Origin of the sequence: Desulfosporosinus orientis DSM 765, from assembly GCF_000235605.1 — a bacterium.
In the GTDB taxonomy this organism is placed as follows: Bacteria; Bacillota; Desulfitobacteriia; order Desulfitobacteriales; family Desulfitobacteriaceae; genus Desulfosporosinus; species Desulfosporosinus orientis.
In genome coordinates, this window is sequence record NC_016584.1 from 5,282,785 (window position 1) to 5,309,537 (window position 26,753).

Annotated in this window: 24 protein-coding genes and 2 pseudogenes; 6 read left to right on the forward strand and 20 right to left on the reverse strand. The window is 39.8% G+C overall.

Annotation, left to right across the window (positions count from 1 at the left end):
* Window position 1 precedes the first annotated feature (1 nt).
* The 4 genes from DESOR_RS24505 (at window position 2) to DESOR_RS24520 (ending at window position 4,773) form a co-directional block, all read left to right on the forward strand.
* Window positions 2-718 carry an ABC transporter ATP-binding protein gene (locus tag DESOR_RS24505; RefSeq protein ID WP_014187284.1) on the forward strand — a complete coding sequence of 239 codons (717 nt, stop codon included), beginning with the start codon at window positions 2-4 and terminating at the stop codon, window positions 716-718.
* A gap of 152 nt (window positions 719-870) precedes the next feature.
* Window positions 871-3,033 carry an LUD domain-containing protein gene (locus tag DESOR_RS24510; RefSeq protein ID WP_014187285.1) on the forward strand — a complete coding sequence of 721 codons (2,163 nt, stop codon included), beginning with the start codon at window positions 871-873 and terminating at the stop codon, window positions 3,031-3,033.
* Between the two features lie 5 nt (window positions 3,034-3,038).
* Complete coding sequence (locus tag DESOR_RS24515) at window positions 3,039-4,055, forward strand: LUD domain-containing protein (protein ID WP_014187286.1); 1,017 nt, start codon at window positions 3,039-3,041, stop codon at window positions 4,053-4,055.
* Window positions 4,056-4,077: 22 nt separating this feature from the next.
* Complete coding sequence (locus tag DESOR_RS24520; RefSeq protein WP_014187287.1) at window positions 4,078-4,773, forward strand: FadR/GntR family transcriptional regulator; 696 nt, start codon at window positions 4,078-4,080, stop codon at window positions 4,771-4,773.
* Between the two features lie 505 nt (window positions 4,774-5,278).
* On the opposite strand, the gene DESOR_RS24525 is transcribed toward DESOR_RS24520, so the two are convergent.
* From DESOR_RS24525 to DESOR_RS24535, 3 genes are all read right to left on the reverse strand, one after another.
* Window positions 5,279-6,175: a phosphatase PAP2 family protein gene (locus DESOR_RS24525; protein ID WP_148265410.1), complete on the reverse strand. Its 897-nt coding sequence runs from the start codon at window positions 6,173-6,175 to the stop codon at window positions 5,279-5,281.
* 24 nt (window positions 6,176-6,199) lie between these two features.
* Window positions 6,200-6,835, reverse strand: coding sequence for an LptM family lipoprotein (locus tag DESOR_RS24530; RefSeq protein ID WP_014187289.1), 636 nt, complete (start codon window positions 6,833-6,835; stop codon window positions 6,200-6,202).
* A 268-nt stretch (window positions 6,836-7,103) separates the two neighbouring features.
* Window positions 7,104-8,756 (reverse strand): methyl-accepting chemotaxis protein, encoded by a 1,653-nt coding sequence (locus tag DESOR_RS24535; RefSeq protein ID WP_014187290.1) that lies wholly within the window; start codon window positions 8,754-8,756, stop codon window positions 7,104-7,106.
* A gap of 382 nt (window positions 8,757-9,138) precedes the next feature.
* Between DESOR_RS24535 and DESOR_RS24540 the strand changes: the two genes are divergently transcribed.
* Window positions 9,139-9,429 carry a DUF5658 family protein gene (locus DESOR_RS24540; protein ID WP_042331632.1) on the forward strand — a complete coding sequence of 97 codons (291 nt, stop codon included), beginning with the start codon at window positions 9,139-9,141 and terminating at the stop codon, window positions 9,427-9,429.
* Window position 9,430: 1 nt separating this feature from the next.
* On the opposite strand, the gene DESOR_RS24545 is transcribed toward DESOR_RS24540, so the two are convergent.
* The 3 genes from DESOR_RS24545 to DESOR_RS24555 form a co-directional block, all read right to left on the reverse strand.
* Window positions 9,431-11,158, reverse strand: a complete 1,728-nt coding sequence (locus tag DESOR_RS24545; protein WP_014187292.1) for an ABC transporter ATP-binding protein — start codon at window positions 11,156-11,158, stop codon at window positions 9,431-9,433.
* A gap of 65 nt (window positions 11,159-11,223) precedes the next feature.
* Window positions 11,224-11,700 (reverse strand): S24/S26 family peptidase, encoded by a 477-nt coding sequence (locus DESOR_RS24550; RefSeq protein WP_014187293.1) that lies wholly within the window; start codon window positions 11,698-11,700, stop codon window positions 11,224-11,226.
* An 84-nt stretch (window positions 11,701-11,784) separates the two neighbouring features.
* Window positions 11,785-12,048: a PqqD family protein gene (locus tag DESOR_RS24555; protein WP_014187294.1), complete on the reverse strand. Its 264-nt coding sequence runs from the start codon at window positions 12,046-12,048 to the stop codon at window positions 11,785-11,787.
* Between the two features lie 194 nt (window positions 12,049-12,242).
* Here DESOR_RS24555 and DESOR_RS28460 point away from each other — a divergent pair, with 194 nt between their 5' ends.
* Window positions 12,243-12,710 (forward strand): lasso peptide biosynthesis B2 protein, encoded by a 468-nt coding sequence (locus DESOR_RS28460; RefSeq protein WP_014187295.1) that lies wholly within the window; start codon window positions 12,243-12,245, stop codon window positions 12,708-12,710.
* On the opposite strand, the gene DESOR_RS24560 is transcribed toward DESOR_RS28460, so the two are convergent.
* The 14 genes and pseudogenes from DESOR_RS24560 to DESOR_RS24610 form a co-directional block, all read right to left on the reverse strand.
* Complete coding sequence (locus DESOR_RS24560) at window positions 12,652-13,584, reverse strand: phosphoenolpyruvate carboxykinase (ATP) (protein WP_014187296.1); 933 nt, start codon at window positions 13,582-13,584, stop codon at window positions 12,652-12,654. The two genes, DESOR_RS28460 and DESOR_RS24560, sit on opposite strands and share 59 nt — an antisense overlap.
* 156 nt (window positions 13,585-13,740) lie before the next feature.
* Complete coding sequence (locus DESOR_RS29530; RefSeq protein WP_014187297.1) at window positions 13,741-13,905, reverse strand: hypothetical protein; 165 nt, start codon at window positions 13,903-13,905, stop codon at window positions 13,741-13,743.
* A 35-nt stretch (window positions 13,906-13,940) separates the two neighbouring features.
* Window positions 13,941-15,917: an asparagine synthase-related protein gene (locus DESOR_RS24565; protein WP_014187298.1), complete on the reverse strand. Its 1,977-nt coding sequence runs from the start codon at window positions 15,915-15,917 to the stop codon at window positions 13,941-13,943.
* Between the two features lie 19 nt (window positions 15,918-15,936).
* Window positions 15,937-16,242, reverse strand: coding sequence for a PqqD family peptide modification chaperone (locus DESOR_RS24570; RefSeq protein ID WP_014187299.1), 306 nt, complete (start codon window positions 16,240-16,242; stop codon window positions 15,937-15,939).
* A 129-nt stretch (window positions 16,243-16,371) separates the two neighbouring features.
* Complete coding sequence (locus DESOR_RS24575; RefSeq protein ID WP_014187300.1) at window positions 16,372-17,253, reverse strand: hypothetical protein; 882 nt, start codon at window positions 17,251-17,253, stop codon at window positions 16,372-16,374.
* Window positions 17,250-17,414 carry a hypothetical protein gene (locus tag DESOR_RS29535; RefSeq protein WP_158309071.1) on the reverse strand — a complete coding sequence of 55 codons (165 nt, stop codon included), beginning with the start codon at window positions 17,412-17,414 and terminating at the stop codon, window positions 17,250-17,252. The genes DESOR_RS24575 and DESOR_RS29535 overlap by 4 nt, the downstream gene beginning before the upstream one ends.
* An 804-nt stretch (window positions 17,415-18,218) precedes the next feature.
* On the reverse strand, window positions 18,219-19,619 hold the full coding sequence (locus DESOR_RS24580) for a tyrosine-protein kinase domain-containing protein (protein ID WP_014187302.1): 1,401 nt from the start codon (window positions 19,617-19,619) through the stop codon (window positions 18,219-18,221).
* 716 nt (window positions 19,620-20,335) lie between these two features.
* A pseudogene (locus DESOR_RS24585) lies at window positions 20,336-20,500 on the reverse strand (sugar phosphate nucleotidyltransferase); the annotation flags it as partial.
* Between the two features lie 189 nt (window positions 20,501-20,689).
* Window positions 20,690-21,799 carry a nucleotidyltransferase domain-containing protein gene (locus DESOR_RS24590; RefSeq protein WP_014187304.1) on the reverse strand — a complete coding sequence of 370 codons (1,110 nt, stop codon included), beginning with the start codon at window positions 21,797-21,799 and terminating at the stop codon, window positions 20,690-20,692.
* 153 nt (window positions 21,800-21,952) lie between these two features.
* A pseudogene (gene cysC, locus DESOR_RS24595) lies at window positions 21,953-22,540 on the reverse strand (adenylyl-sulfate kinase); the annotation flags it as partial.
* A 92-nt stretch (window positions 22,541-22,632) separates the two neighbouring features.
* Window positions 22,633-22,821: an inositol monophosphatase family protein gene (locus DESOR_RS30885; RefSeq protein ID WP_427854254.1), complete on the reverse strand. Its 189-nt coding sequence runs from the start codon at window positions 22,819-22,821 to the stop codon at window positions 22,633-22,635.
* Window positions 22,822-22,929: 108 nt separating this feature from the next.
* Window positions 22,930-24,270: a flippase gene (locus tag DESOR_RS24600; RefSeq protein WP_014187305.1), complete on the reverse strand. Its 1,341-nt coding sequence runs from the start codon at window positions 24,268-24,270 to the stop codon at window positions 22,930-22,932.
* A gap of 343 nt (window positions 24,271-24,613) precedes the next feature.
* Window positions 24,614-25,333 carry a sulfotransferase family 2 domain-containing protein gene (locus tag DESOR_RS24605; protein WP_014187306.1) on the reverse strand — a complete coding sequence of 240 codons (720 nt, stop codon included), beginning with the start codon at window positions 25,331-25,333 and terminating at the stop codon, window positions 24,614-24,616.
* Between the two features lie 142 nt (window positions 25,334-25,475).
* Window positions 25,476-26,753, reverse strand: a complete 1,278-nt coding sequence (locus DESOR_RS24610) for an O-antigen ligase family protein (RefSeq protein WP_014187308.1) — start codon at window positions 26,751-26,753, stop codon at window positions 25,476-25,478.

Genomic DNA, 26,753 nt, shown 5'->3' on the forward strand with positions numbered 1-26,753 from the left:
GATGCTGAACATCAAAGGTTTATCCACTAGTTACGGCAGTATTAAAGCTATCAAAGAGATCGACTTGGACGTTCCCCAAGGCTCCATTGTCTCCCTGATCGGGGCTAACGGAGCCGGCAAAACCACCACCATGAAATCCCTGGTAGGGCTTCTCAAACCTCAAAGCGGCCTGGTGAAGTTTTTAGATCAGGAAATCCGTGGCTTAGCCCCTCACAAAATTGTCAGTTTAGGCATCTCCCTGGTCCCGGAAGGCCGGAACATCTTATCCGGGATGACGGTTTTGGAGAACCTGGAAATGGGAGCCTACCAGCGGAAAGACCCTGACGTTCAAGGGGATTTGAAGAAGGTTTTTCAGCGTTTCCCTATTCTGGAGGAACGCAGGCAGCAATTAGGCGGCACCCTGTCCGGAGGGCAGCAGCAGATGCTGGCCATTGGCCGGGCACTCATGGCCCGACCGAAACTCCTCCTCCTGGACGAACCTTCCATGGGGTTGGCCCCATTGGTGGTTTCGGATATCTTTCGAGTGATTCAGGAGATCAATGCCGAGGGTACCACCATTCTTCTCGTTGAACAAAATGTCCGTCAGGCCTTGAAAATCGCCAACTATGCTTATGTCTTGGAAACCGGCAAAATCGTTTTGCATGGCACGGCTGAGGAAGTAGCTAAAAATCCCCGGGTCATGGAGGCTTACCTGGGCGGAGCCAAGTCAGAAGCCTGATCAGACGTTAAAACATTGTCATCGCCATTGTCAGCTTGAATCCCCTTTCTCTAAGAGGAGCGGGGATTTTCTCTGTAAAGTGTTTTCTGCAAAGTAATCGTTATCTGCCTCGAGTGGTCCAACCAGTGAACCTATGAAAGGAGTGGTTTGCCATGGGAGATCAAACCCATAAAATTGTCAAAAGTAAGGTTAGTGAAGGGCTCCATGATATGGAGTCCCGGAAAGGTCGATTTCGGGCTTTTGATGCCATCCGCCCTGCCATGCAGAAGATGGTGCCCAATTATCCTGAACTTTCCAATAACCTTCGCCGAATCAAAGCCTACAGTATCGATCACTTAGACGACATCATCGCCCAGGCCAAACAGTCCTTAGAGGCCAAAGGCTGCAAAGTCTACCTGGCCGAAACTTCAGCCGAAGCACAAACCTATATTGCCGGCCTCATTCCGGAGCAAGGACTGGTGGTGAAATCCAAGTCCAATGCCGGCAAGGAAATCAATATTTCTCATTACCTGGAGGACCGGGGCGTCACCGTCGTGGAAACAGATCTGGGTGACCGCATTAACCAGCTGGCCAAAAGTGAAGCCAGCCATTCCCTGGCTCCGGCTATTCACATCCCTATTGAAAAAGTAACGGAGCTTTTCTCCCAAGAGGAAGGGCGGCAGCTGGAATGCAGTCACGAAGCCCTGGTGGTTTCCGCCCGCAAAGGCCTCCGGGATTTTCTGGTTAAAGCGGATGTGGGAATTTCCGGAGCTAACGCCATTGCCGCCGATACAGGCAGCGTTTTCGTGACTGAAAATGAAGGCAATATTCGCGCCGTATCCATGATGCCCAAAGTGCACATCGTTATCGCCGGCGTGGAAAAAATCGTCCCCACTCTGGAAGATGCCATGCAGGTCATCCGGGCAGCCGCCGTCTACGGCGTGGGGCAGGATGTAGGTACTTATGTCTCAGTGATCTCCGGAGTCAGTGAATCTCTGGATCCGGATCTGGAAGAGTTTACCCAGGGTCAGGGCCCCCGGGAAGTGCATATCGTTCTCTTAAAAAATGGCCGCCAGGATGCTATTGACGTAGGCTTTAAAGAATCCCTTTACTGCATCAACTGCGGCAGCTGTTTGAATTTCTGTCCCGTCTACGCAGAAGTGGGCGGCAAATACGGCTATAAATACCTGGGAGGACGGGGCTTAGTCTTCGCCGCCTTCCATGATGCCCTGGAGAAGTCCGAAGAAAACGGCCTCTCTCTCTGCATCGGCTGCCAAAGATGTCATACCGCCTGCCCCGTGCAAATGGCCACACCGGAAATGTTATGGAAGCTTCGCCAAAATGCTGTCAGCCAAAAAGGCGTAGGCTGGAAAAAGGACCTGGTCTTCTCCATGCTCACCAAACCCAAGACCCTGCCCATGGTCAGCAAGCTGGCCACGACCTTCGGCAAGCTGGCTTTAAAAGAAGGAGATAAGGGCATGAAGTCCCGCTTAACCTTTAATTCTTTAGGCGTAACTCATGATCGTACCCTGCCCCGCTTTTCCGGCAAATCCTTTATGGAAATCGCCAAACCCAAGGCCATTGCCAAACCTGTTAAGACTGTGGGCTTCTATCCCGGCTGCGTCGTCAACTACACCGAAACAGACCTGGGCCAGGCCCTCCTCCACGTCTTAGGGGAAAACAATGTCCAGGTAAAACTGGCCAAAGAGGATGTCTGCTGCGGAATTCCCAGTGTTGTCAGCGGCGACATCAGCCATGCCAAAGCCATGGCTCTGAAAAACATCGAGACTTACACCGCCTTCGACATGGATGCTTTAGTGTTTGTCTGTCCCAGCTGTGCAGTGGCTTTCAAAGAAGAATACCCCAAACTCTTTGCGGAAGACTCTCCTGAGCTTCAGGCTAAGATCAGCAAACTGGCTGAAAAAGTTAAAGATATTAACGAATTCCTTTGCCAGGATATTGATTTGAAACTGCCCCAAGAAAAGGTCACAGAAACCGTAACCTACCACGATCCTTGCCATCTCGCCCGCAGTCTGGACGTAAAAAAGGAACCCCGGGAACTGCTGGGGAAAATTCCTGGCTTAAACTTTGTAGAAATGCAGGATGCGGATATGTGCTGCGGTTTCGGCGGTTCCTTCAGCTTAAGCTTCTACGAACTCTCCCAGCGAATTAACGAAGGCAAGCTGAAGAACGTAACGGAAACCAAGGCCTCCACTTTGGCCACCAGCTGCCCCGGCTGCATGGTTCATTTCCGGGATGGGATTGACCAGCACCATATGCAGCAAAAAGTTTCTCACGTGGTTCAGCTTCTGAGCCAAGCCTACGGGAGGAGATGAACAGAATGAGCACTACAAAAGTTCAAACCATTTTACAGCAAATCAGCACCCGCCGGGAAGCACTGCTTCAAGCCTATCCCAATCTAGCCCAGGAAGTTCAGGCTATTAAAAGTGCCGTCACGGCTAATCTCAAAGAATCTGTAGATAAAGCTGTGGCTTCCCTGCAAGGGAAAGGCTGCCACGTCATGATTGCTCAGGATGCCCGCGAGGCTCAGGAGCATGTCTTAAAAATTCTGGACGGCAGCCGGAATGCCGCTATGAGCAAAAGCCCGGTTTTCACGGAAATTGCTTTAGGAGAGTATTTAAAGGCCCATAGTGTGGAGATTCTTCATACGGATTTAGGGGAACGAGTCGCAGACACCCCAGTGGATGTCCACCCCTGGATTGCCAGTATTAATACTCCTATCTCCGACAAAAGCCTGGTTGCTCAGATCAAGGCTGAAATCAAAGAGAAGTCGGCCCAGATGCAGTACGGCATTACGGGAGCTGAAGCGATTATCCAGCAGAACGGCACCATAGCCCTGCTGGAAAGCGAAGGAAATGTCCGCTTCACCTCCAATCTTCCTTACAACCACATCGTCGTCGCCGGCCTGGATAAGATCGTTCCTTCCCTGGAAGATGCTCTGGCCGTCTGCCGGGCCACCAGTGTCTATGGCCTGGGCAAAGATATTCTCAAATACATTTCATTTATCAGCGGGCCCAGCCGGACTGCCGATATTGAATTCAAAATGGTCCAAGGGATGCACGGTCCAAAAGAAGTTTATGTCATCTTGCTGGATAACGGGCGTTTGCAGGCTGCTGCCAATCAGCAATGGGATGCTCTGAAATGCCTGCACTGCGGAGGCTGCCTGACAGATTGTCCCCAATACCTGGCAGAAGGCTTAACAAAGGGCTATTATCGCACGGGAAAAAGAGCCGCTGTTCTCGGAGCCTTTATCGAGGGCAGCCCGGCAGCTGACCCTGGGGATTGCGGAAACTGCTCAGCATGCAATAATCGCTGCCCCATGCGTATCCGGGTTTAGCCCGTCGGCAGGAGGGATTTCCATGCAATTTGAAAAAGTCACCAAACCACACCGCACCTATCAGGAAGTTCTCAAGCAAATCAATCACTTAATCATTGAGGAAAAGCTCCGCCCCGGTGACCGACTGACCAGCGAACGGGAAATGGCAGGAGAATTAGGGGTTAGCCGGACTACTTTGCGAGAAGCCATCCGCACTATGGAATTCCTGGGCTGGGTGGAAATTAAGCCCGGGGAGGGTACCTTCATCCGCAATACCAGGTTAAACGAGGTCATTAGTCCTTTAGCTTTAGCCTTATCCCTGGAGCCCACGCGTATGGAAGAGCTTTGGGAAACCCGGATTGCCCTGGAAGTGGAATGTGCAGGCTTAGCGGCTATGCGTGCCAATGAAGCAGACCTGAAGCAAATTTCCCAAGCCCTGGATGATATTAAAGCCAACCTCCATGATCTGGATGCTTATGCTCAGGCGGATGTACGTTTTCATTACCTGATTGCCCAAGCGTCACAGAATTCCATGATCAACCGGCTCCTGCAAACCTTTGTTGTCCATATTCTCGAACTCATTAAGAAAGCCGGGCCCCTGCGTTTCAGTCATGATATCGGCGGGCTGAGCACTCTTCAGGAGCATATCTCTATCTATGAGGCTATTGCCGGGCGTGATGCGGATTTGGCGAGGGCTCTAATGAGGAAGCATTTAGAGGAGTCGAGGGATGAGGGGTAGATGGGGCCGCCTGGGTCACTCACCTGGGAGCCTTGTTGTGATTGTTAATTTGTAAAATAGTCAGCGTATATTTAAATAAGAATAGCCGAGGGCATTATGACCTCGGTTATTCTTATTTGCATCGTCTATATTCGTGTTTATTGATAACAGAATGTGTCTGAACTCCTCTTTATCTGATAATGATAGGAGAACGCTCGCGGGGTCGGGCAGTTTCGCCACATCCGCTCACCCAGCATTCCGAGGCTCGCCCACTCGCAGCTGCGGGAGCTGTGCCAAACCTCCGGGTAGTACCTGATGTTAACCATGGCTCCGCATTCCCCGCAGCCGCTTGTGGGCTTAACCGCCTCTCCATGCAATGGGTTCACTTCTGTGGACGAAACTGCCCTGACTTTCGGGTCCGGGAGGTTTTCAGTATGGTTTTTTTGGGGTGTTTTTTGGGGGTGTTTTATGGATTAGTTTTTGAGATTTTAGATTAAATACTCAAGGGTTTGAGTCTATGGTAGGTTTAAAAGGGCGGTGTCTTAGTGTGCCCAGATTGCTCAGATCGCTGAGTGTACTTGGAGCCCTTCCTCCACATCTTGTTAAAGAGCATGGGGGCCAAAACGGTGATCCAGGTTCCAATCAGGAAGTAGCGGAGAAAGTCAGCCGGCAGGGAGTCCCCTAACACTTTTTTGACCAAGGTTTTGATTAAGAGGAGTACCGCGATCCCCAGGATATAATTTACGAATCTTTGCCGGATATTTCCCTGGACTTGATACTTTATATAGAAGGAATCCAGGAAATAGCCTAGCATTAGACCTGTAAAGGTCCCGGCAATTTTGTAGTACTCATTGGTTAGAATAAACACCATGCCCACCAGCATGGGGACTGTGATAATTAAGAAGACTGCTTTTCTGCCTGTACTTTCCGCATAATCGAAGATGATATTGGCAGCAAAAATCCAGGAGATACCTAACAGGGCTCCTCCGGTTACGTCTAATAAGGTGTGCACACCTAAATAAAGCCGGGAGCCGGCGATGAGGAAGATGAGCAGGATCCCCGGCAGGTACATCCACTTCTTTTTTAAAGCCAGCATGACTGCTGTGACTAAAGATGTCAGGCTCTGGGTATGCCCGCTGGGAAATGAGTATCCCGTCGCGGTTTCCGGCCGCAGGGGGATAATCCTTTTGTCTAATTCGAAAGGTCTGGGCAGATGAATGATTTCTTTCAAGGAAAAATTCAAGATCCATGAGGATATGTAGGCAAAGCCGATTCGATAACCGGCTTTTTTATTGACACACCAAAGAATCAAACAGATGACAGCAATGGCAAAATACTCTTCGCCTAAAATCGTAACCCCAATAAAAAAATGATCTAAGAGAGGATTGCGCATAGTTTGAATCCACCTAAGCATTGCCAACATGTACTCCACTCTACTCAGCCACCTTTATGGATTGACTCCGTTGGTTCCCTCACTTTGAATTTTCAGGGTGTTCCTAAATTCTTTTTCTTCGTTTTTTTCCGTAACATAATTAATTTGAAGATCAAAGGTTTGGTTAGCCGCAAATTTAAGGGTGTCTCGGCCATTTTCATTTTCGAGTTCAGAAAGATACAAATCAAAATCCGTTAATCCATTCACTATATAGCCATTGTCCCCCTGGGGAAGTATTGCCTTGCCGCTCTCGTCCACTAATCCCATCACATATCCCTGTATAGGCAGGTTTTGATTATAGATCCAAGTCCACTTTAAGGATTTGCCGAATTCAGAATAGCGGATCATGATAGATTTAAGGGCTACAGATTGATTGACGGACAGGGTCAGATGAAAGTGCCCATCCTGTTTGCCGTCAGCCTTAATTTCATTAGGGCTGACAATGTCCTGATCTACCCCTATCCATCGACAGTCTGCAGCAGCCGGCTGCGCAGGTTCAAGGGGGGGTTGAGAGCTCGGATTGGAGGATGCCTCTGTCTGATCCTGTGCAGTCTGGGGAGTCTGGGAATTTTTAGAGTTAGCAGAAGTCCCACATCCTGAGAGATAAAAAACCAAAAAAATTAGAAGTATTGCCTTAATCATTAATTTCATAAAATAAGCTCCTTATTATTAAATTCATCTTCCAGTTTTAAATCAGGGCCACTTTTTGCAGGGTATATACACTAGTTAGACACTTAAGTTTCAGGCTAAGATAACACTCCCGTCTAGTGATACCAATAATAGTTCTGCGTAAGATCATCATTTCCTCCAAGGTAACACCCCGGTTAAAACAAAAAACCTTGCGATTCATCCTCAAAGGGAAGCTCACAAGGCTTTAAACTATAGTCTGCCGCCTGCGCCTGCAGGCAACAATTGAACTCTAAGCACTGCATTTTAAATCTGTGCCCAGGACGCCGTTAACCTCACCTTGGTCATTGACAACAGGGATAGCTACAGTCCGGCAGGGTTTTCGGGTAATTGCCGAAACATAAACAGGAGAGATATAATTTTTTCCCCTGACTGCCTCCTTCCACCATTCTCTCTGGCTGGCGTTGACAATTCCAGCGGGAGGAATGGATTCGACAAAGGTGCCATCCCTTCTGTTGAGCCATAAGGCTTCCAAATCAGGGTGAGCGCTCAGGGCGGCTGAGAGCAGCTTGTTCATCTTCTCCCCATCGGGAGAACTTCCCGCAGACAAATCCTTGGCAATTTCCCCTGCCAGATCAACGAGAATCTTAACTGCTTTATCTGCCGCTTCTTGATTGTCACTTTCCGAAGCCAGGGAAAAGCCTTGGGTGATGGAGGTTAAATCCGAGGACGCTTTCATTAAGACATGGCCTAAGGCTGCAATTTCCTGAATACTGCTCCGCTCCTCCTCCACCATATCTGAAACTTTGCTGACAAAGCGTCCTGTTTCCCGGCTAAGCTCCGTCATTTCAGCGGAATAACCGAGGATTTGACCGGAGAGCACTTCTTGTTCCGAGGCCAAAGCGTTGATGTCTTCTGTTTTGGCTAAGACGTCTGCCAAAATGCCATTAATTCCTTCAATCACTTGATGAGCCTTCTCCGTGGCTTCCGCCCCTTCATCGATCTGACCCACTTCTTCCAATGCCGCCTGGCGCACTTCATCAGCATGCTTTTTGATAGCTACCAAATGCAGGGAGACATCCCTGACGTTATTGGAAACCTGATCCGCCAGTTTCTGAACTTCTTCGGCCACCACCGCGAAGCCCCGCCCATTTTCCCCGGCCCGGGCAGCTTCGATGGAAGCATTTAAGGCCAGGAGCTTGGTCTGCTCAGAGATACTGGCGATACTTCCAATCACACTGTCGGCATTAAGGGCCACCTCCATTAAGCCCTGAATCTCTGTCTGCAGCTTTTCCGACCCTTGCCGCAGCCAGCTCAATTTTCCTGAAGCTTTATTCATCTCGCCAAGTACTTTCCCCGCTTCGTCCACCGCCACTTTTCCCATTTCCATAGCGGCTTTACCCGTTTCCCCAATGACACGCCCCTTCTCTAAAGAGCCATTGACTTCCTGAACCGTCTTTTCTACATGGTTTAGCATCACTTGGCTGATATTATTCATAGTTTCCGTGCCGGCACAGGTCTCATCAGCACCCTTAGCCAGCTTAGCCAAATAAATAGTCATCTGTTCCGCTACGGCAGCCACTTGACCGGAACCCACCTGACTTTCCAGGGCAAATGCTTCCATGGCCTCTCTGATTTTCTCAAACTCCTGGTGGATATGCTGGGCCCAGCTATTGTTATCCGACCGTGAAGCAGCTGATTTACCTTTGCCTCCTGACAAATTTCCGTCTTTGAGATCCCCCCAAATCGTGGTAATATCCTGGATTTCTTTACCTAAACTAACCTTAACTGCAATCAGCACACCTGCCAGGGAAAGTATGTAGGCCCCTCCTAATAAGGGAATAAGCTTTGCAGCAGGCATTCCCCAGAGGTAGGCAGTTGCTCCGCAAATCACAAATATTGCCAGTAAAACCAAGCTGATCATAGGGTAAAGTCTGTATTTCATCCGTTATTCCCCCATTTTAAGCAAAAAAAGCCGTATCAAATAAGATACGGCGTCATTGCCTAAGATTATCCACATTTTTCTGTAATTATTGTACCTATTATGAGCAGAATCGTCAATCTGCTTTTAATAACTACTATCAATTTACAAAGGGGTTCTCTTATAGGCGTTTGTCATATAAGGGAACCCCTTCTTGATATTTACATAAATTGAAAAGGCCATACATAAACTGAAGCAAAGAGACTAGATTTCCGCTTAGAAAACCATATTTCACTATTACAAAGGAGGGCGAATTTCTATTTCAGAGTTTACCCGCCAGAAATCTATCCATAATTTCATAACGAGCCTTAGTACCTTTGAAAAGAGAATTATTATTTTTACATTAATGCTTCTCTTTTTTAACATATTGGATGCAGAATTTACTCTTTGGGGGATACATCTGCATATCATTGAAGAAGGTAATCCACTTATGGCTACATTAACTGAAACAAGCCCTAATTATCTGCGGGCATTCAAAGTGTTATTGCCTATTGTCTTAGGAGCTGCTTGTTGGCGTACAAGAAATAAATCTCAGCAGTTAATTGTCATTGGCCTGGGGCTGCTCATGTTTGTTTATTCATGGATCTTACTGATGCATGTGTATTGGCTATGCTCTTTCGTGATTTTCAGGATATAAATCAATAAATCAAATTACTGTTCAATTCGTTTCTCATTATCGAATTAATCATGCCCTTTTCCTCCATGACTTTTCCATCATGAATTCTAAGTACACGTGAACATATTCTTAAAGCTGTTAATCTATGCGTGATAACCAAGCAAGTACAATGATACCCCAAATTCTTTATAGCCATCAAAACATCCATTTCTGTTTCCATATCCAAAGCAGAAGTAGCTTCATCTAATATCATAACAGGAGCTTTCTTTAAGAAAGCTCGGGCAATAGCAATCCTTTGGGCTTGTCCCTCAGAAAGTCCAAGACCATGCTCTCCAATGACAGTGTGCAAACCTTGAGGAAGACCTTCGATAAAGCTCCAAGCACATGCCGAACGTGCAGCGTTTTCAATTTCTGCTAATGTAGCATCAGTTCTTCCGCTCCTTATATTATCTCTAATTGTCCCACTAAAAAGAGTATTTCCCTGTGGTACATAGGTTACCCATTCTCTAGTAGCTGCTGAAGCTTCATAACGACCATCCGAAGTGTCCGTAAAGTACACTTTCCCTTCTGAGGGGCGAAGCAAGGCTAGGAGAAGTCTGACAAGGGTCGTTTTCCCCTCGCCAGAGGGACCAATTAAAGCCACTAATTGACCAGGTAATATTTCGGTTGAAATTTTATCCAACACCGGCTCACCATCAGTATACTTAAAGCTAACCTTACAAAAATTCATTCCTACTTCCGTAAGTATTGGCAAACGTTCCACCGTTTTTTCCTTGGGTATTTTTTCTAATTCCATTAAACGTCCTGCTGAAGCTATCATAGTAATAATCTGAGGTACAGTCCTTGCGAGTCCTAAAAATGGGGTTTGGACCTGCTGTACCAATTGGAGAAAGGCTGTCATGGTACCAAAGCTAATCGCCTTCTGAGAAAGCCGAACAGCACCCCAGCCAAACGCCAAAAAGTATCCTATCCAATAGCCTAGGGACATTACATTATTTGCAGCAAGAGTTATCCGATTTCGTTCAATAATCCATTTCATGCGATTTTCATGCAAGCTTTGCAAAGAATCATGATTGTGTCTCTCCATGCGAAAACTTTTGATAATAATAAAATTCTGAATAGCTTCTTGCATATAAGAACGATAAGAACTCTCTGATTCCTGGACCTTGACTTGAAGGTGTTTAAGTTTACGACCCCATAGCCGACTTAAAACCACAGTAAAAGGCCCCAATATAAAGGCTAATATGGCAAGCTTAGGTTCAAAATAAAGCAATGTTAAAAAAGAAGCGACAAGTTGAACTCCAAGAGCCAAAATGCTCGGTATAGAGTTTATAATACAATTTGTAATGTTACTCACATCACTTGTCAACCGTGTTATAAGATCCCCACTATGATATTCAGAAAGCGGTAACCATTCACTTTCTAACAATCGTTTAAAAAAGCGTTGGCGTAATACATTGGAAAAGGACTCCGAGATACGTAACGCAAGAAGCGATTCCAATACAACCATTAACATGTTTAGAATAATAAACCCTGCAAAAATGGCTCCCGCAATGCCAGCCATTTCAAGTTTTTCATCTATGGCATAATCCACCATATTTTTAGAAGCAATGGCAGTTGCTACGCTAATCAAAGCCCCCAATACATCTATTAGCAGAATAACTGCAAGACCTGGTAGAAAGGGCTTGATTTCTGGCTTGATCCAACCTGCGAATTCCCAAATTTTCAGGATTTCACTTTTTATGTTCATGCTCGTATTTTACTCCCCACTACTTCTTGACAATAGATAAAGTAAAGGAAATTTATATTTCAAGTTCAATCCACTTGGAGCTTAATCCTAAAAACTTTGATTTTTTTCTTTGCTCTTAACAAAAAGTGTCTGAAGGGCCGTAGATAAAGCCAAAGCCTAGAAAGCAACCTCCACCAGCTGTTTATACAGCTAATACGTTTGTCTTTCCGCCATATTACAGATACCACAGCCACCAGTTGTTCCGGAAATAAAGGTCCCTCAATCCATTGTTGAGCATCGCCAACTATGAAGAAACAATCATTGGCCTTTCGAATTATCCTGTGCATTACATAGTGTCCATCCGTTCTTCGGACCATAACAATGTCTCCTTTTGATAACTTCTCGAAATTTCCTTTCGTCAATTCCACACTATCTACACCATCACGCAGAAAAGGATACATGCTGGCGCCAGATACAGTAATTCTTGCGTTTTGGCCAAGTTCAAGAATTCCCAAAATTAAAGGAAGCATGTCAGCCGTTTTGATCTTCCTGATTTCAAACAATTGCAGACCATCTCCAGCTTATATTGGATTTTTATTTCAAAATAGTTTTATCGATAAAGACCATAGTTTACTCTTTAAAATCAACTATTCAAGTAATCCTTTTCCTCTTATATCTTCAATAAATTCTCGAACATCTCTTTTAGCTGTCTCAGCATCGACGAAATATTCCATTAGTACGGCTTGTACTAGCTCTTCTTCTGAAACATCCTTCTCCAAGACTTTCCATAATAATGCCCCACTTTCTGTAAGCATCATAATACCATTAAACTCTACTACTCGTTCTCCTAAAGGCACTATTACCCACTGTCCTGCAACTTCATGCAGCATAAATCCATCTCTTATCTTCAAAACTTTCTCCTCCTAAAGCTTTATATAGACCGAAAAATTATTAATTCCATAGACATAATCTTCCATATACATGCTACAATGTAATTGAATATTCGGACTTTACAAGTCCATGAGTACATTAACCTCAACTATGACAGCCCTTTTGAAGATATGAATTAGCGACTTCGAAAAGTACTTAGAGGAGGAAGCTCTCTATGAAACATTTGAAGAAATTTATTAAACTATCATGGAAAATAAAATTACTTTTGTTAGGGTCATTATGTCTTTTAGGAATTGTCCGTTTGGCGATTCTTATTATACCTTTCCGCTATCTGACACTATTTATGGGAAGGAAAATGGTGGAGTCCCCTAATGAGATTAGTTCTAGGCAACTTTTAAGAGCCTTAAAAGTTGGTTGGTCCGTTAACAAAGTAAGTAACTTTACCCCTTGGGAAAGTAAATGTTTAGTTCGTGCGTTTACAACCCAAATAATTTTAAGATTACTAACTATACCCAGCACTCTTTATCTTGGTATTGCAAAGACCAACGTGGATCAATTGCATGCTCATGCTTGGTTAAGATGCGGCAACTGTATGATAACTGGAGCTAGTGAACGTGAAAAGTTCAAATCAGTAGCTCACTTTTCAGTGGTTCCTTTTCTGTTCGATCCGAAACAGCATTAACTACCAATTTGATTTGTTCCTCAACTGTAAATTGTCCTTCCGGTCTAATTAAACGATAAACAGAAATGTTTTTTGCAATATTTATGTATTGTTCGATAAATCCAGAACTTAAACCGATTTTTTCATATAGCAAGATGCAATAAATATTATTCTTTATACATCTGATCCTATCTATCCCATTTACTTTTTTCAACATCGCCTTTTCTTTGTTCTCAACTTTTATTTCAACGATCGCTCTCAAAGGAATAGCATTAGATTCGAAATCATCTCCGGTATTGACGGCATATTTATCCTCTCCCGTACAAACCAATGGCAAAGTGCTTAAATCATAGCCCAGCATCTCTGCTGTATCGCTGCATAGTCTTTGTTGCGCAAAAGCAGGGTGAACCACCGGTATACCTTCTTCACCGAATGTAACTACGGAAATATCATCTGCGAGATATTGGTATCCTTTTTTTCTAAAGGCTGAACAGAGGGTTGATTTACCAACCCCACATTCGCCGGTAAATATGACCGAAATACCATCAATATCAACACTGCTTCCATGTATTGCGGTTACCCCTCTTTGGATTAATAATACACCCATTGCTATACCCATAAGATAAGCCTTAATGGTGTCCTGATCCGAATTCTTTTCTGGATTAACTATAATACAGTCACCTTTCCTAACACAGTATTTGGCTACACCTTTCACATCAAGTTTGAACTCTGATTTTGATATTTTATAATAATTAAAGTCATCTAATTTCTTATGATCCACAATTGATACCGGACCTAACATAATTGCCACGTCTGGCTTACCTTCACCAAGTATTAATTCCGCTATCTCAATCTCAGAAATTATAGTCAACCCAAATGCTTTATAACTATACAATTATATTTCTCCTTTAATATATCGCTGTCCATGAAACTTGAACGTTTAAAATAGAATTAAGCAAAGTGCTTAAAAATGCTCTAAAAAGAAAAGCTTAAAAAGCTGTCAGCTAATTAAGCAACTTAAGAGTATGTGCTAAAAGGAGCAAGTAATAATTTACGGAACTTCTTCAAAAGGCGGTTTCCCTCCAGGACCACTAGTACCAGGCAAGACCCATCCATGTGCATCATAATATACACCATCAACATTACCTTTACCGCTTCCGGCTTCTGTCGATTTAATATCCAGTTTGATGATTACAGGTTTATCCCACTTCTTCAAAAGTACTTCGCCTCCTCTTAAGAATCAATAATCTATCAAATAATTATATTAACAGGATTGTACTGATTATGACTAAAAAAGCGGCCTAATGCAATTATATTCATAAAAGTTAGTACTTCATAGTAATCTTCATCTTTTGGAAGCTCATCAATTTTTTTCAGACTATCTTCAACTACTCCAAGATCGATATATCGTTTTAACGCGTCGTTCTCTAGCATTGTTAACAATTCATTTTTTAATTCCTTCCATTCCGGAAGCAACCTTTGTATCCAGTCAGCACTCTGTGTTCCACGCACTCTATAATTAAGCCTAATCTTTTCAGGTAATATCCCTTTCATGGCCCTTCGAATCAAACTTCTTTCTATACCATCTTTAACAAACTGTTCTGCAGGCAGACTCATACAAAACTCTATTACCCTTTTGTCTCTAGTAGGGTCACGTTTTATTATTCCATAAGCCAACGAAAGCTTTGTTTCCGCTTCACCAGCTTGAGAAAATAATAACGAATTAGCGATAAACTTACGTATCTGATATAGGGATTGGTTTTTTGTATAGTACTTGCCAAGTTTTAATTTCTTTAAGAGTTCATCCGTTTTCCAGCAAGTCGATAATTTGAAGTTAATAGGAGCCTTGGGTTCTTGTTCATTCTTATTATTTCTTTTTCGAAATACTCGTCTATATTTTTTCGTGAACTTTTCTGGAAGCATCAGTACCAAAAAATACTTTAAAACACTCATCTGATTTCTATTAAGTACAACGGAATAGCTTCGAATTTCTTGAAGAGCCGTCAACCATTTTCCTCTTCTAACCATTGTTATTACGAAACTTGTGAGATCCCCAAAGGATACCGTAAAATTCCCTGACTGCCCATCTAATAATATACTGCATCCGTCTTTACTGCATTGTGAAGCTATATTATCCATCCAAAAGAAATTAGCAGTAAACTTGAAGGGGTGTTCTAGTAAATTCATAAGTCTGTTAAGACTATTATATGAATTAATTCCCTTTGAATCACAAAATTTAAAATCAATATTGTTATACCTATCAATAATAGATTGAACAAAATCCCTTTCATCAGCTAGAGAGTTATTACCTAACCAATTCTTATACTCAGGAAAGGGTATTGATGTATATGTTTTCAACACCTTACCACTCTCAGCCATATTTTTGGCTGCTATACATGCTAATGAACCTGAATCTAAGCCACCGCTTAACATAACTCCTATGTTACCATTCCCTCTTAAACGACAGTTAACAGCTTCGAAGAACACGTTCCGAAAAGCTTCTTCATATTCTTGATCTGTATTTAACTTTAACTTCTTAACCATTAAAGGATCCCAATACTTTTTAATCTTAGTCCCCTTTTTCGTTATACTTATCGAATGGGCAGGGGGCAACTGTACTATATCTTTATAAATTGTTGAAGTGATATTTAGCTCATGCAATGGCTCAAGCAATGATAAATAATTTGCAATCCATTCTTGATTTAAATCACTTTGATTACCTTTTATAATCAGCAAAGGTTTCATTATGGTACAGAAAGCAAATATATCTTTGTTCATATAGAAGTAAAATGTTCTCTTACCCACATGATCCCTAACACAAAAAAGTTCTTTCTTATTATTGTCCCATATGGCAAAGGCATAGTCACCGATTAAGTACTTTGAACATTCAGTTCCCCATCTTAGATATGCTTTAAGAATTAAGTCACTGTCCGTGATCATCGCAGTCTCTTTGTATGGTAAATTCAAGATTGATATCAATTCAGAACGATTATCAATGATTGCATCTGCAGCTAATACGATGTTTGCTGGTTTATCATATTTAGGTAATTCTTCATTCTCAGCTTCTGGAGTAATATGTACGTTTGTATTACCTAAAAAAACAGATCCATTTTTCCAACTATGTGAAGTATCATGAGGAAATCCCTGAATAATCTCCATAATATTTGAGCAAATTTCTTCCGAAATAGGGCCATTCTTTCTATTATAAATGCCACAAATAGCGCCCATGACCTATCTCCCAGCAAATTCATATTAGAATTGATACTAAATCCCTGTCAATTAACTCAACTATAAAATCGTAAACGTGATTTTTACATGTTTCAATATCCACATCATATTGTGAAATCAATTGGCTCGCTATTTGGATTACCGAGCTAGGACTTTGGATTTTTTCCCATATTATTGAGCCAATTGAGTCCATGTAGTAGTATGCTCCATTATGGATGTCTATTAAAGCTATTTCTCCATCAAAATTAACAGACTTAATATCATCATTCTTCCTTATAAAAGTCATATCAAAATCAAAATTTATATAACTTTGTTTAATATTCATTCACCTACCTTAGAGAGGTGTTCCTATTTTCACGAGTTCAATATTTTTGCTATAACTTTAATATATATACATTCTAGTTTACTTTAACATTTTTTACATATTATGTCAATTACTCTTTAGTTTAGGCTATCACTTATGTTCAAACAAATTATTAACTAATTCGACTGCCTGCAAATCCGGTCTGCATTTGAGCAGGTAGACCGGAGTATCTGAAAGCATTTGTCCTAAGTTATTTAGGCACTTCTCCATTACTGTTTTATTATAATATGGCAAAAAACATCTTGGCATAATATATGATACTGCCATTGTAACAGGTAGTCGGCTTATTGAATTTTGCAATGCCTGCTCTAACAGAATGATAGCTGTCAGAGGTGCACTCTCATTCAAAAATAACTCCCTTTTTCCGCTCCAAGGTGTTCCATAAACATAGGTCTTCTCATCATTTAATCTTAAAGCCGGTCTGTCATCATTAAGAATCCGAGCACCCATGTACTTAGCCCAAAGTTCTGCCTGAGTGGACTTCCCTGTTTCTGATGGAGCAGTAAAAATAATCCCTAGCCCCTGCCATAATATCGCCGCAGCATGAATTACAATACCTTTTTTAAAAATAATACGATTTCTAAAAATTATTTCTGTTAAAAACTTAAAAATACTAATCTTATCGGCTTGATTATTCTTTAATATAAATATTTCAGCACTACTCCAATCTTGATTAGCATCCGCCTTACATATAATTTCACCCGTATTTTCATCACAGATATAAATTGAATTATTATAATAGCCCTCAGAAGTACAAACCCATTTTGCTTCCCTGTCTATCAAAAGAAAACCTTCAGGTTTTGTGATTTTATTAATCTCTTTTGTTACTATTTCCAGATTTATTTCTGCGGAATCATGTACCAAAAAAGGTTCCAACGAATCAAACAGGTCACATTGATATGATATGATTTTTATTGAAATGCCGGCAATATTATATAACTTTTCCTTGATAATACTTATCCCCTCTTTCAAAAATCCGAACCTGACAATGTGTCAGGTTCGAAATAGAAGTAGTTATCTTTTGCCTGGACGACCCGGATGACCTGGGTGACTTGGGTAACTTGGGTAACTTGGGTAACTTGGATAGCCTGGCAAACTTGGATGGCCTGGGCGACCGGGATGACCCGGACCACTGGGAGGGAAAGAAGTTGAAGCTGTACAAGCCAAACTTTCTTCTACTCTAAGTTCAACATAAAAAAAACTAGGTTTAATATACCTCTTCATATTTCCTCTTTATATCCTTCCTTAATTTCCCAATATAAAATTTATTCATTGAGAACTTGTCCACTATTGATATGAGCTTACCTTGCCCCAATCCTAGCATGAACTTATATAAACATCTATTTGCGAAGAAACTTTATCCAAAAAAGAACAGAATTTTTGTCATTTACTTGTTCAGATAAAGCATACCTTTTCCATAAAACTGAAGTAGAAGCCAGACTAGCTAAACTTTCTTCTGACCTAAGTTCAACACAATTAATACTGGGCTTAATATATTCTCTCATTTATAACCCCTCTTTATTGTTGTTGGGACATGTATAGCTAAGCCATAATATCCTATTTTGATCCTTGGAGTCTAACATCCTTCTTAATCCTAGTCATAGGTTATGCGGAAATATTATATTAATATAACACAAACGTTCAAGCCATTTTCAATGGGATTCAAATCCCAATAAAACTTAACGCCAAAAGTCAGTACTTTAAATATAGTCTGAAACTACGCAAGGATCTATTTCGTGCCCTATTGACCAGGAAGTAGTCGATAGCCCTTTTTACTATTAGTAGGCTCCTCTTCAGTATTTTTGTTTTTTTAATGAAACGAATTAGAAAGGTGTACACCTAATTATTTTCACTTATAAATGCTCTATATAGTTTTAATAAGCCTTTAGCCTGGGGACAATTTGTTGGAGCAAGGAATGTTTAAACCGCGAATTGTATTATATAGAAAGCTGTCTAGGTTGGTTATGTATTTTACTGCGATTGAACAGCCTTGTTTTTCTTTCATTTGAACTTTCACCATTGTTGAAATAGTATTTATAATCATTCGCCTTTAGATCAACTTTATTTAGTACAACTCCAATAATCTTGGCTCCAACTCTTACTAGTTGCTCTTTAGCTTCAAGTGCAAAATCCTGATGAACCTCGTTAGCCCCCACCACGAATATAACGCTGTCAACCATCTGCGCAAGGATTGACACATCAGCCATTGCTGCTAAGATTGGCGGAGAATCAATAATAACAAAATCATAGGCAAATTCAGCATCTGCTAATGTACGCTTCATATTATCTGAATCTAAAAGTTCTTCTGGGTTTGGCGGAATCTGGCCTACCGTAAAAAGGTCCAATTCTTGAATTCGAGTCTGAACAACACGGCCCTGTTCCAACGAATCAGCCTCAAAGGCATTGAACAACACCTCTTCATTAATTTTGAGCAACTTATGTAAAATCCGGTTACGCGGATTTGCATCAATAATTAGTACACGTTTACCAGTTTGCACCAAAGAAATGGCAAGATTAACTGCCAATACAGATTTCCCTTCACGGGGACCCGTGCTGGTAACCATAATCCTTTTCTTTACATTTTTCGTGATAAAATAAACATTTGTGCATAATGTTCGATAAGCCTCACTAACCAAGGGGTTCAAGTTGAATAATGAATCCGTATCATAAGGAATCATTCCAATAACAGGCAAATCCAGAACTTTTTGAACATCCCCAGCATTTCTAAGTTTATTATCAAGCATCTCTATAAATACAGCTAATGACAATAAAATTAAAAGAGTAATAAAGAAGGCACCCAGAACGTATTTCATTATATTCACATTAATCGGTTCATCCGGAGTAACGGCTCTATCAAGAACACTTACTGTATCTACTTTTTTTATCTCTATCACGACTTCAGCAAATTTCTCAGCTAAAGTATTTGCTATGTCGGCCGCAAGCTGAGGATTTTCATCAATAACATTGATCACAATCATATCCGTATCCTGAATAGAATTCACTTCAATTTTACTGTTGAATTCTTCTACCTTTAAAGGAAGATTTAATTGATCAATAACTTTTTGTTCAACATTTCTACTTTTTACCACCGGTTCAAAGATTTTAGCCATTTCCGGACTTGCAAGAATTGCAGTGATATCGGCCTGGTCTTTTTTTTGAAATGATTCGTTTGGATTACCCATTACTAATGTGGTTATGGCTTGATACATAGGCTTGGAGGTCGCGATATAGCCAATAATTCCGGTTATAAAGGCGATTATTATTGGTAAAATCAGAACTATCGCCCATCTTTTTTTAAATATTTTCCATAAGAATAGTAAATCAAGTTCTATCTCCATTCTTATCCTCCTAAAATCACTCACACAAGTTGATAATTAATTATATTCTTCAGCATCTTTGTTTTCTTCACCCTTAAGGCTTATATCAGCATTACACTTGTATTACCTATTTTTCTCCTAAATTTCTATTAAGGGTATACTTAAGTATTATGAAAAATCCTTGACCTATTATCTTCAAGAAAAACGCGAAGAATTGCTTCGAACTTTCTTCCCAAGGACACTCATGGCAATTTTCCATAACTGGTGCACTTTTGTAGTTCATTCCATGGTTATGTCCGCCTGAGTTCATTTCTACTATGCTTTGTATTCAAATTACTTACGAGTCCGAATATAACTGTTATGACAATAGAACCATCATCACTGGGCCAACTTGATGTAACCAAAGTTTCAGAGACCATTTCGGCTGCATTCTTCAATGCGGTCTCGCCAACGTTGTTCTTGGGCTAAATCTCTAGCCATAACAAAACCTCCTGACTCCTAGTATTCCTGTTGTTAACAGAATACCAAAAGTCAGAAGGTTTTTTCGAGCCGCTTTTTATCCACCGCTTACGGAAAGTTTGACCCTGAAGTTGATCTTCGAAGGTCTTTTCCCACCCGAGCACAATTCCCGATGAACGGAGGGGATTGTGCCGCAAACATAACAATCCCTGAAATGCTTAATACACTTCTAAGGATTGTTAGTAAATTATTTTTTGTCGAATCGTGAGGGGGTCAATAATAATCAGGATATCCTCTATTCCTGAATTTACAGCTTCTTCAACAATGTAGTGAATAGTTGGCTTGTCAACAATAGGCAGCATTTCTTTTGGCAAAGCTTTTGTAACTGGAAGAAAACGTGTTCCTAAGCCCGCTGCTGGGATAACCGTCTTCTTAATCTTCATATTGCCGCTCCCTTTTGAAATTAATTAATGTCCATATCGAAAATCTAGTACTTCAAGTATTTCAACTCATTTTTTTGTTTTCGATTTCACCTCAGGACCTCAATCGAATTTGTAAAGTCGTTGTTTTTTATCGTTTCGATTATATAACGAACCCAGTATCATTTATGAGCTGAAGTAATTCTGATAATATTAGTTTCTATAATAAAGTCCAATGCTACGTAAAGAACGAGGTCTCTTTCTGTACTGTTCAATAAGTTTATACGTTTTGGGAATAAAAGAGATACGTTTTAGAATAATTTTTATTTTTTCCCAAAGATGTTCACCTAAATCTAAAATTATATTAATCTTTCTGTAATGATCTGAAGGTATTACTGTTGCTGATGAAGTAAAGATAAGATAAATAAGTTTTTCCGGTTTATCTTTTTGGGAGGTCCCAATCTTAACCGGAATTTCAAACCCTAAATATACATTACAGGTAAAAATGAGGTACTGATAAAACTTATAAAGGTCCATCGATTTAATTGTTCTGTCAATATATTCAGTGTCAAGATTTTCCCAATACTCTTTAACAAATAGCGCAAAGTCACAAAGTTGACGAAGTTTTGCACCTCCATGCATTGTGTGTCTAGCTAGATGTACGATTATATTAATAAATTCATCTTCTATAGAAAGAGCAGCAAATTCAAAATCGCCCATTTTAACTAAGCGCTTATTTTCCCATAAATGATTTTCCCATTGTTGATTGTTCATTGCTTTCATTATTGTTGGATGCCAAAGTGTTCTATGTAGTTCTATAGGAAATGAACCGGTTTTTCTCATAACTATATGCATGTATCTAGGATCGCCCAAATCATAGGTGCCAGTATAATAACCGTGTGATATCAACAACTCAATTGTTCTTTGAATATTTTCTTCCCCAATAAGCAGATCCATGTCACCCATACTTCTCAACTCAGGCAGTGGATAGAGTTTCTTGAGCACTAATCCTTTAATAGGAATTGTTGGGATTCCGTTGATGTCTAATAGTTGTAAAACAGTTTTTATTTCTTTTATCATACTTGCTTGTTGTGCAACCGTGTAAAGTGTGACCTCTTTCCAACGACGTATAACCAGTTCGTCAAGTCCTATCACCTCATGATATTTCTTAAGTGTAGAATACAAAAAAGGATACACACTATGTTGGAGCGCACAATTAAATAGTTCCTTTACATTAATGGCTGAGAATGATTCACAGATAGAATCTTCACCATGAATAGCCTCTCTAAGTAGACGTAATAACTGTTCTTGAGATGTATTCATATTGTACCTCCAAAATATTAACGTAGAGCAAAAATTCTTATGACCAGTCTAGAATTGATACTTTCCAGGAACCTTTAAGGTGTTCGACAAATTCCGAGAAGTACCAGTTTCCTGGGGATATAATAACGATAAACCTTTACAGGAATTTTTCAGAATTTGCTCGATGACAATATCTGTTGCAATCTCGATAGAAAACTTACTCGTATCAATCTCAATATCTGGATTTTCAGGTGCTTCATAAGGACTTGAAATCCCTGTGAAATTGGGTATCGCACCAGCTCTAGCTTTTTTGTAGAGACCTTTTACATCTCTTTTTTCACATTCTTCAAGTGGGGTACTAACATATATTTCAATATAACATTCACCAATTATTTCTTTCGCATTTTCCCTGTCTTTCTTATAAGGTGAAATGAATGAAGTAATCATAATAAGTCCAGCATCATTCATAAGTTTAGAAACTTCGGCGATCCTTCTGATATTTTCGACTCTATCAACCTCTTTAAAGCCTAAATTCTTGTTAAGACCATGCCTTATGTTATCGCCATCAAGTAACATAGTGTGCTTACCCATAGCGACAAGTCTCTTTTCAACTTCATTAGCAAGTGTCGACTTACCTGACCCTGAAAGTCCTGTAAACCAAAGGGTTAATGGTTTCTGTCCCTTTATATTTGATCGGATGTCTCGAGTAATATCCGTGTCTTGCCACACAACATTTGTCGATCTGCGAAGGGAATGCTCAATTACTCCACGAGCAGAGGTCTTATCTTCAACTTCCTTAAGAATATTAGTTAAGTCAGCTCCATGTAGCTCTATGTCTGATAACTCCTTCATTACTAATTGCTCCTTAAACCCAAATGTTTTCTTTTAACTACATAAAAACCTTTCTCATTTAGGTTGTTCTCACGATTATACAGCATCTCCGTACCATCCATCTGCCTGAAGATGCCTCCTGCTTCTTCGACAATGCATTGCATAGCTGCCGTATCCCATTCTGAAGTTAAGCCAAAGCAATATTCTGTCAGCTATCGTCAGAGGAGATTAAAATTTGCGCTCCTGATTCCAGAGCTAATTTTTTACATTTAACTAAAATCTCGTTTGAAAACATTTATCACCTCAACTCGCATCGAATATCAATTAAACCTACAAATCGTTGGATTAATCTTTAGTTTACGAATTACTACAATCACCATAAAAAGATTCCAATATATCATTCCAGTTGCAGTAGCTATAGCTGCTCCGGTCATATTCCACTTCGGAATCAAGCATAGATTCAGCAAAAAGTTGATTACTAATCCTCCAGCAATAATCCGTCCTGATATTTTCTGGTTTCCTGTCATATTTAAAATAAACCCAACAGAACCGCAAAGTGCATTAATTACATTACCAATAAGAAGAATTATTAATGGCAAGTAACCAATAACAAAAGCTTGCCCAAATAAGGATAAAATCCAATGTCCTAAAAAAATTAAAACAACAGATCCTATACTTGTTACTGCGAAAATCCCCCACGAAGCTAATGTAACCATACGCTGAAGTTCTTTGATTCTTCCGGCATAATACAGTTCTGAAATCATTGGAGCAGCCATAGTATTAACCGCTTGTAGACCAAATAACACCAAAGTGGAAATTCGTTGAGCAGATGAATAGATACCCGCCACATCTGTTCCAATTAAAGCCCCTAACATTACCGTATCCATCTGACCCATCACCATTGACATCCCAGAAATAATAAGAAGCGGAATAGCTACGCTCATCCATTCCTTAGTGTTGAAGTCAGGCCTCGCATTACGAATTTCTGGAGAAAGGTTTTTGCGGAACGCCCAGATACTTAACCCAAGTGCGAAAATAACTGAACATAAGTTAATAGCCATTACTAACACGCCTGGTAAATGACTTTGTGTAAGTATATAGATACATCCGGTTATTAACATCAAAAATACAGGTCTAATTATTTGTAAGGGCACTTGAGCAAGCAATATTTTCTTTGAACTACGCAAACGTGCCGCGTATAGTTGTAATAAGGCTAAAGGTTGTACCAGTAATGCTCCTACATAAAAAACCATTCTTAAAGAGTAATTGAACTTTGATACATTGAAAACAAATAATAAGATACCAGCAGTTACTATCGATGAAGAAATCAGAACTATTTTTTGGCTTGATAATAAAAAACCTTTAATCAACCCCAAGTCTTGGTCAACATCATACCTCGGCATATATCTTAGCGTTGCGGTGTCAAAACCCATCACGCCAATCAATAACAATATATTGATCCAAGTAAGAACATAAATATAATCTCCATAATTATTAACACCAAGGATTCTTGCCAATAAGATTTGTGATATAAAATTTATGCCCGTACCTATTATTTGGACTATAAGTGACTGACTTGCTCCTCTGACCAAAATAGCTCCGACACCTTGCCCGTTAATTAGTTTTATAAAGAGATATTTTAAATTAATTTTTTTTAGCATAGCAAGATCCTTTTAATATTTTTTATAAATTGTATATATTCACCATATAAAATGTATTGTTAAAATAGTTACCCAAGTCTACGATGCATAAATACTCTCTGGGATATAGGGCAACTTATTTGTATCAATTACTTCCGCTAAACTATTTAAACTATAATCTACAGATTTTCTGTTAGTTTCCTACAATCCTTGAAAACAACATTAAGAGACGCTAGAACAATAATTTCCCCGAAATAATTCCCTCAGCTGAATACTCCCTTCTTTATCCAACCACTAATATGGATAAGCCATATTCAAAAAAGTATTCACTGATACGGAGCAAAATGAGGGAATGGTGTCAAAACTAATTTGTTAACTGTTCAAGTAGTCTATTATAATCACTTGCATATCCAAATTCTTCTATATCCTTTTTGTACCTATTGTATACTAGATTCGCTGTTTCAATTGTATAGTAATTAATCCAATCTTTCTTATTGCTTTTGTTAAAATAAGGAAGCTCTTCCAATTCATATTTTTGTTGTATTTTTTTATATTCTTCAGAAATAGATTCATACTTTCCAATATAATCAACTAAACAATTTCCCTTTCTATCAAATATAAGATTGTATTGTGATTGAAAATGTCTATCAGCAAAAGCATCAGGAATTTTGATAACTTTTCTTACAAACTCATCAAAACTTTTGACATTTTTCAAAATACCCATTAAATATGTGTCAAAATGCAATATATCAAATATATCTTTGTCTTTATGATATTTGCTCTCATAACAAGAAGCTAATCTATCAAAAGGGTTTCTAACAAAAGTAAATTTATAGTAACTTTTATCTTCTTCATTAAGTTTGTTTTTCTTACACCAATTAAAGTCGTGTATATTATAATTGTCTTCAACTTCCATTTTTAAAAAAGTTTTTTTAATTGAAGAACATGCTACTTTTGAATTAACCAAATAAATTAGTTTTTTATCACAAAGAATTATAAATTCTCTTTTTTCTATTCGTCGAAAAATAATAAAATTTTTAACGCTTATAACAAAATTTTTGATTACCAATTTAAAATTGTTCATTCTTAATCCTCCTTTTCTGTTTCTTTTAAATACAATGAACACTACAAATAAAGAACCAGATACCAGCTTTCATTACTAATGGCAGGTCATAATATTCATTTGCCATTTTTCTAATAACTGCCATAGTTTACCTAGTTTACCCTCAAGCCTGCCAATCACTTTTTTTAGCATTTCGTTCCTGCATTGTTATTTGTTGCACAATTCCCTCTCTAGATTGAATAACCGAAAATACCTCACTACCTAAAATAAGGAAAAATGTACTTTGGAATATATAGTAATGCATTGTATTATCACTACAATAAGTTATGAATGCATAAACTAACAAAATATAATACAATCTCTCAATCTTATAGCCAAATCGATTCTTCAGTTTTTTCGGAAGTCTAAAAATATAATATACAAACCACAAAATACTACCGAAAAAACCAAGCTCAATATACTGCAACAAAAGATCATTATGCAACGCAGTAATTCCTCCTACTCCAAATGACCTCGACTGCTGCAGAATAGTTAGAATCTTAGTTACAAATCCTACGCCCTGTCCTAAATAGGCAAAGGACACATCATAATACCGCCTGAAGTTTGCGTATATCTTCACTCTACTAGCTGTATCAATACTAAACCTTGCTGCCAAATCACTATATACATCAGTTGTACAAATATACGTGTACGCAAAACAGAACATAAGTATAGCTACGGCGACAAACCAAAGTTTGGCCAATTGTGCAGCTGAAGCTCTTTTTCGAACCCAAAACCCAAAAATACATGCAACTACACAAGCCAGAAAGCTAATACGCTTATATCCCAGAAACATGATAATTAAAACAACAGCCATATTCTTCCATCTGCTATGATCGCCTATATTGCAGAAGAGAAGAAATATGACTATCAATCCTATTGATAGGCACAGGTCGTGCATTTCAAACCAGCTTGTATAGATTGATGTTAATGGATTTATTATGTAAGCTAACATCCCAGCTATGCCTATTCCATACAATGCCATGCATAATGTTATAAGATACGAAACAACCATGGCCTTTATCATGATAAAAACTGACTCTCTCCCATACAGCACAAGCATTGAAAGAACAAATAATCCAATAAAAAGCATCTGCACAGTACTTGAAACGCATCGACTAAAATATTTGGATTGAACCAGTCCAAATATCAAAAGCACAACTGTATATATAAATGCAACCACATGCGGAAGCATTGCACTTTTAAACAAAGACTTTGCAACACTACTCGAAAACCTTTTTCTATTATTTAAGTATTTAATTAATCCCATGACTACAATTGGCGCGAAAAATATATATTGCATATACCATTCAACCTTCACGGAATTTATACGATACAGCATTGATAAGGCCAGTAGAACAATTACTATTGCGCTGATTCTGATTCTGATTTTTATTTTCAT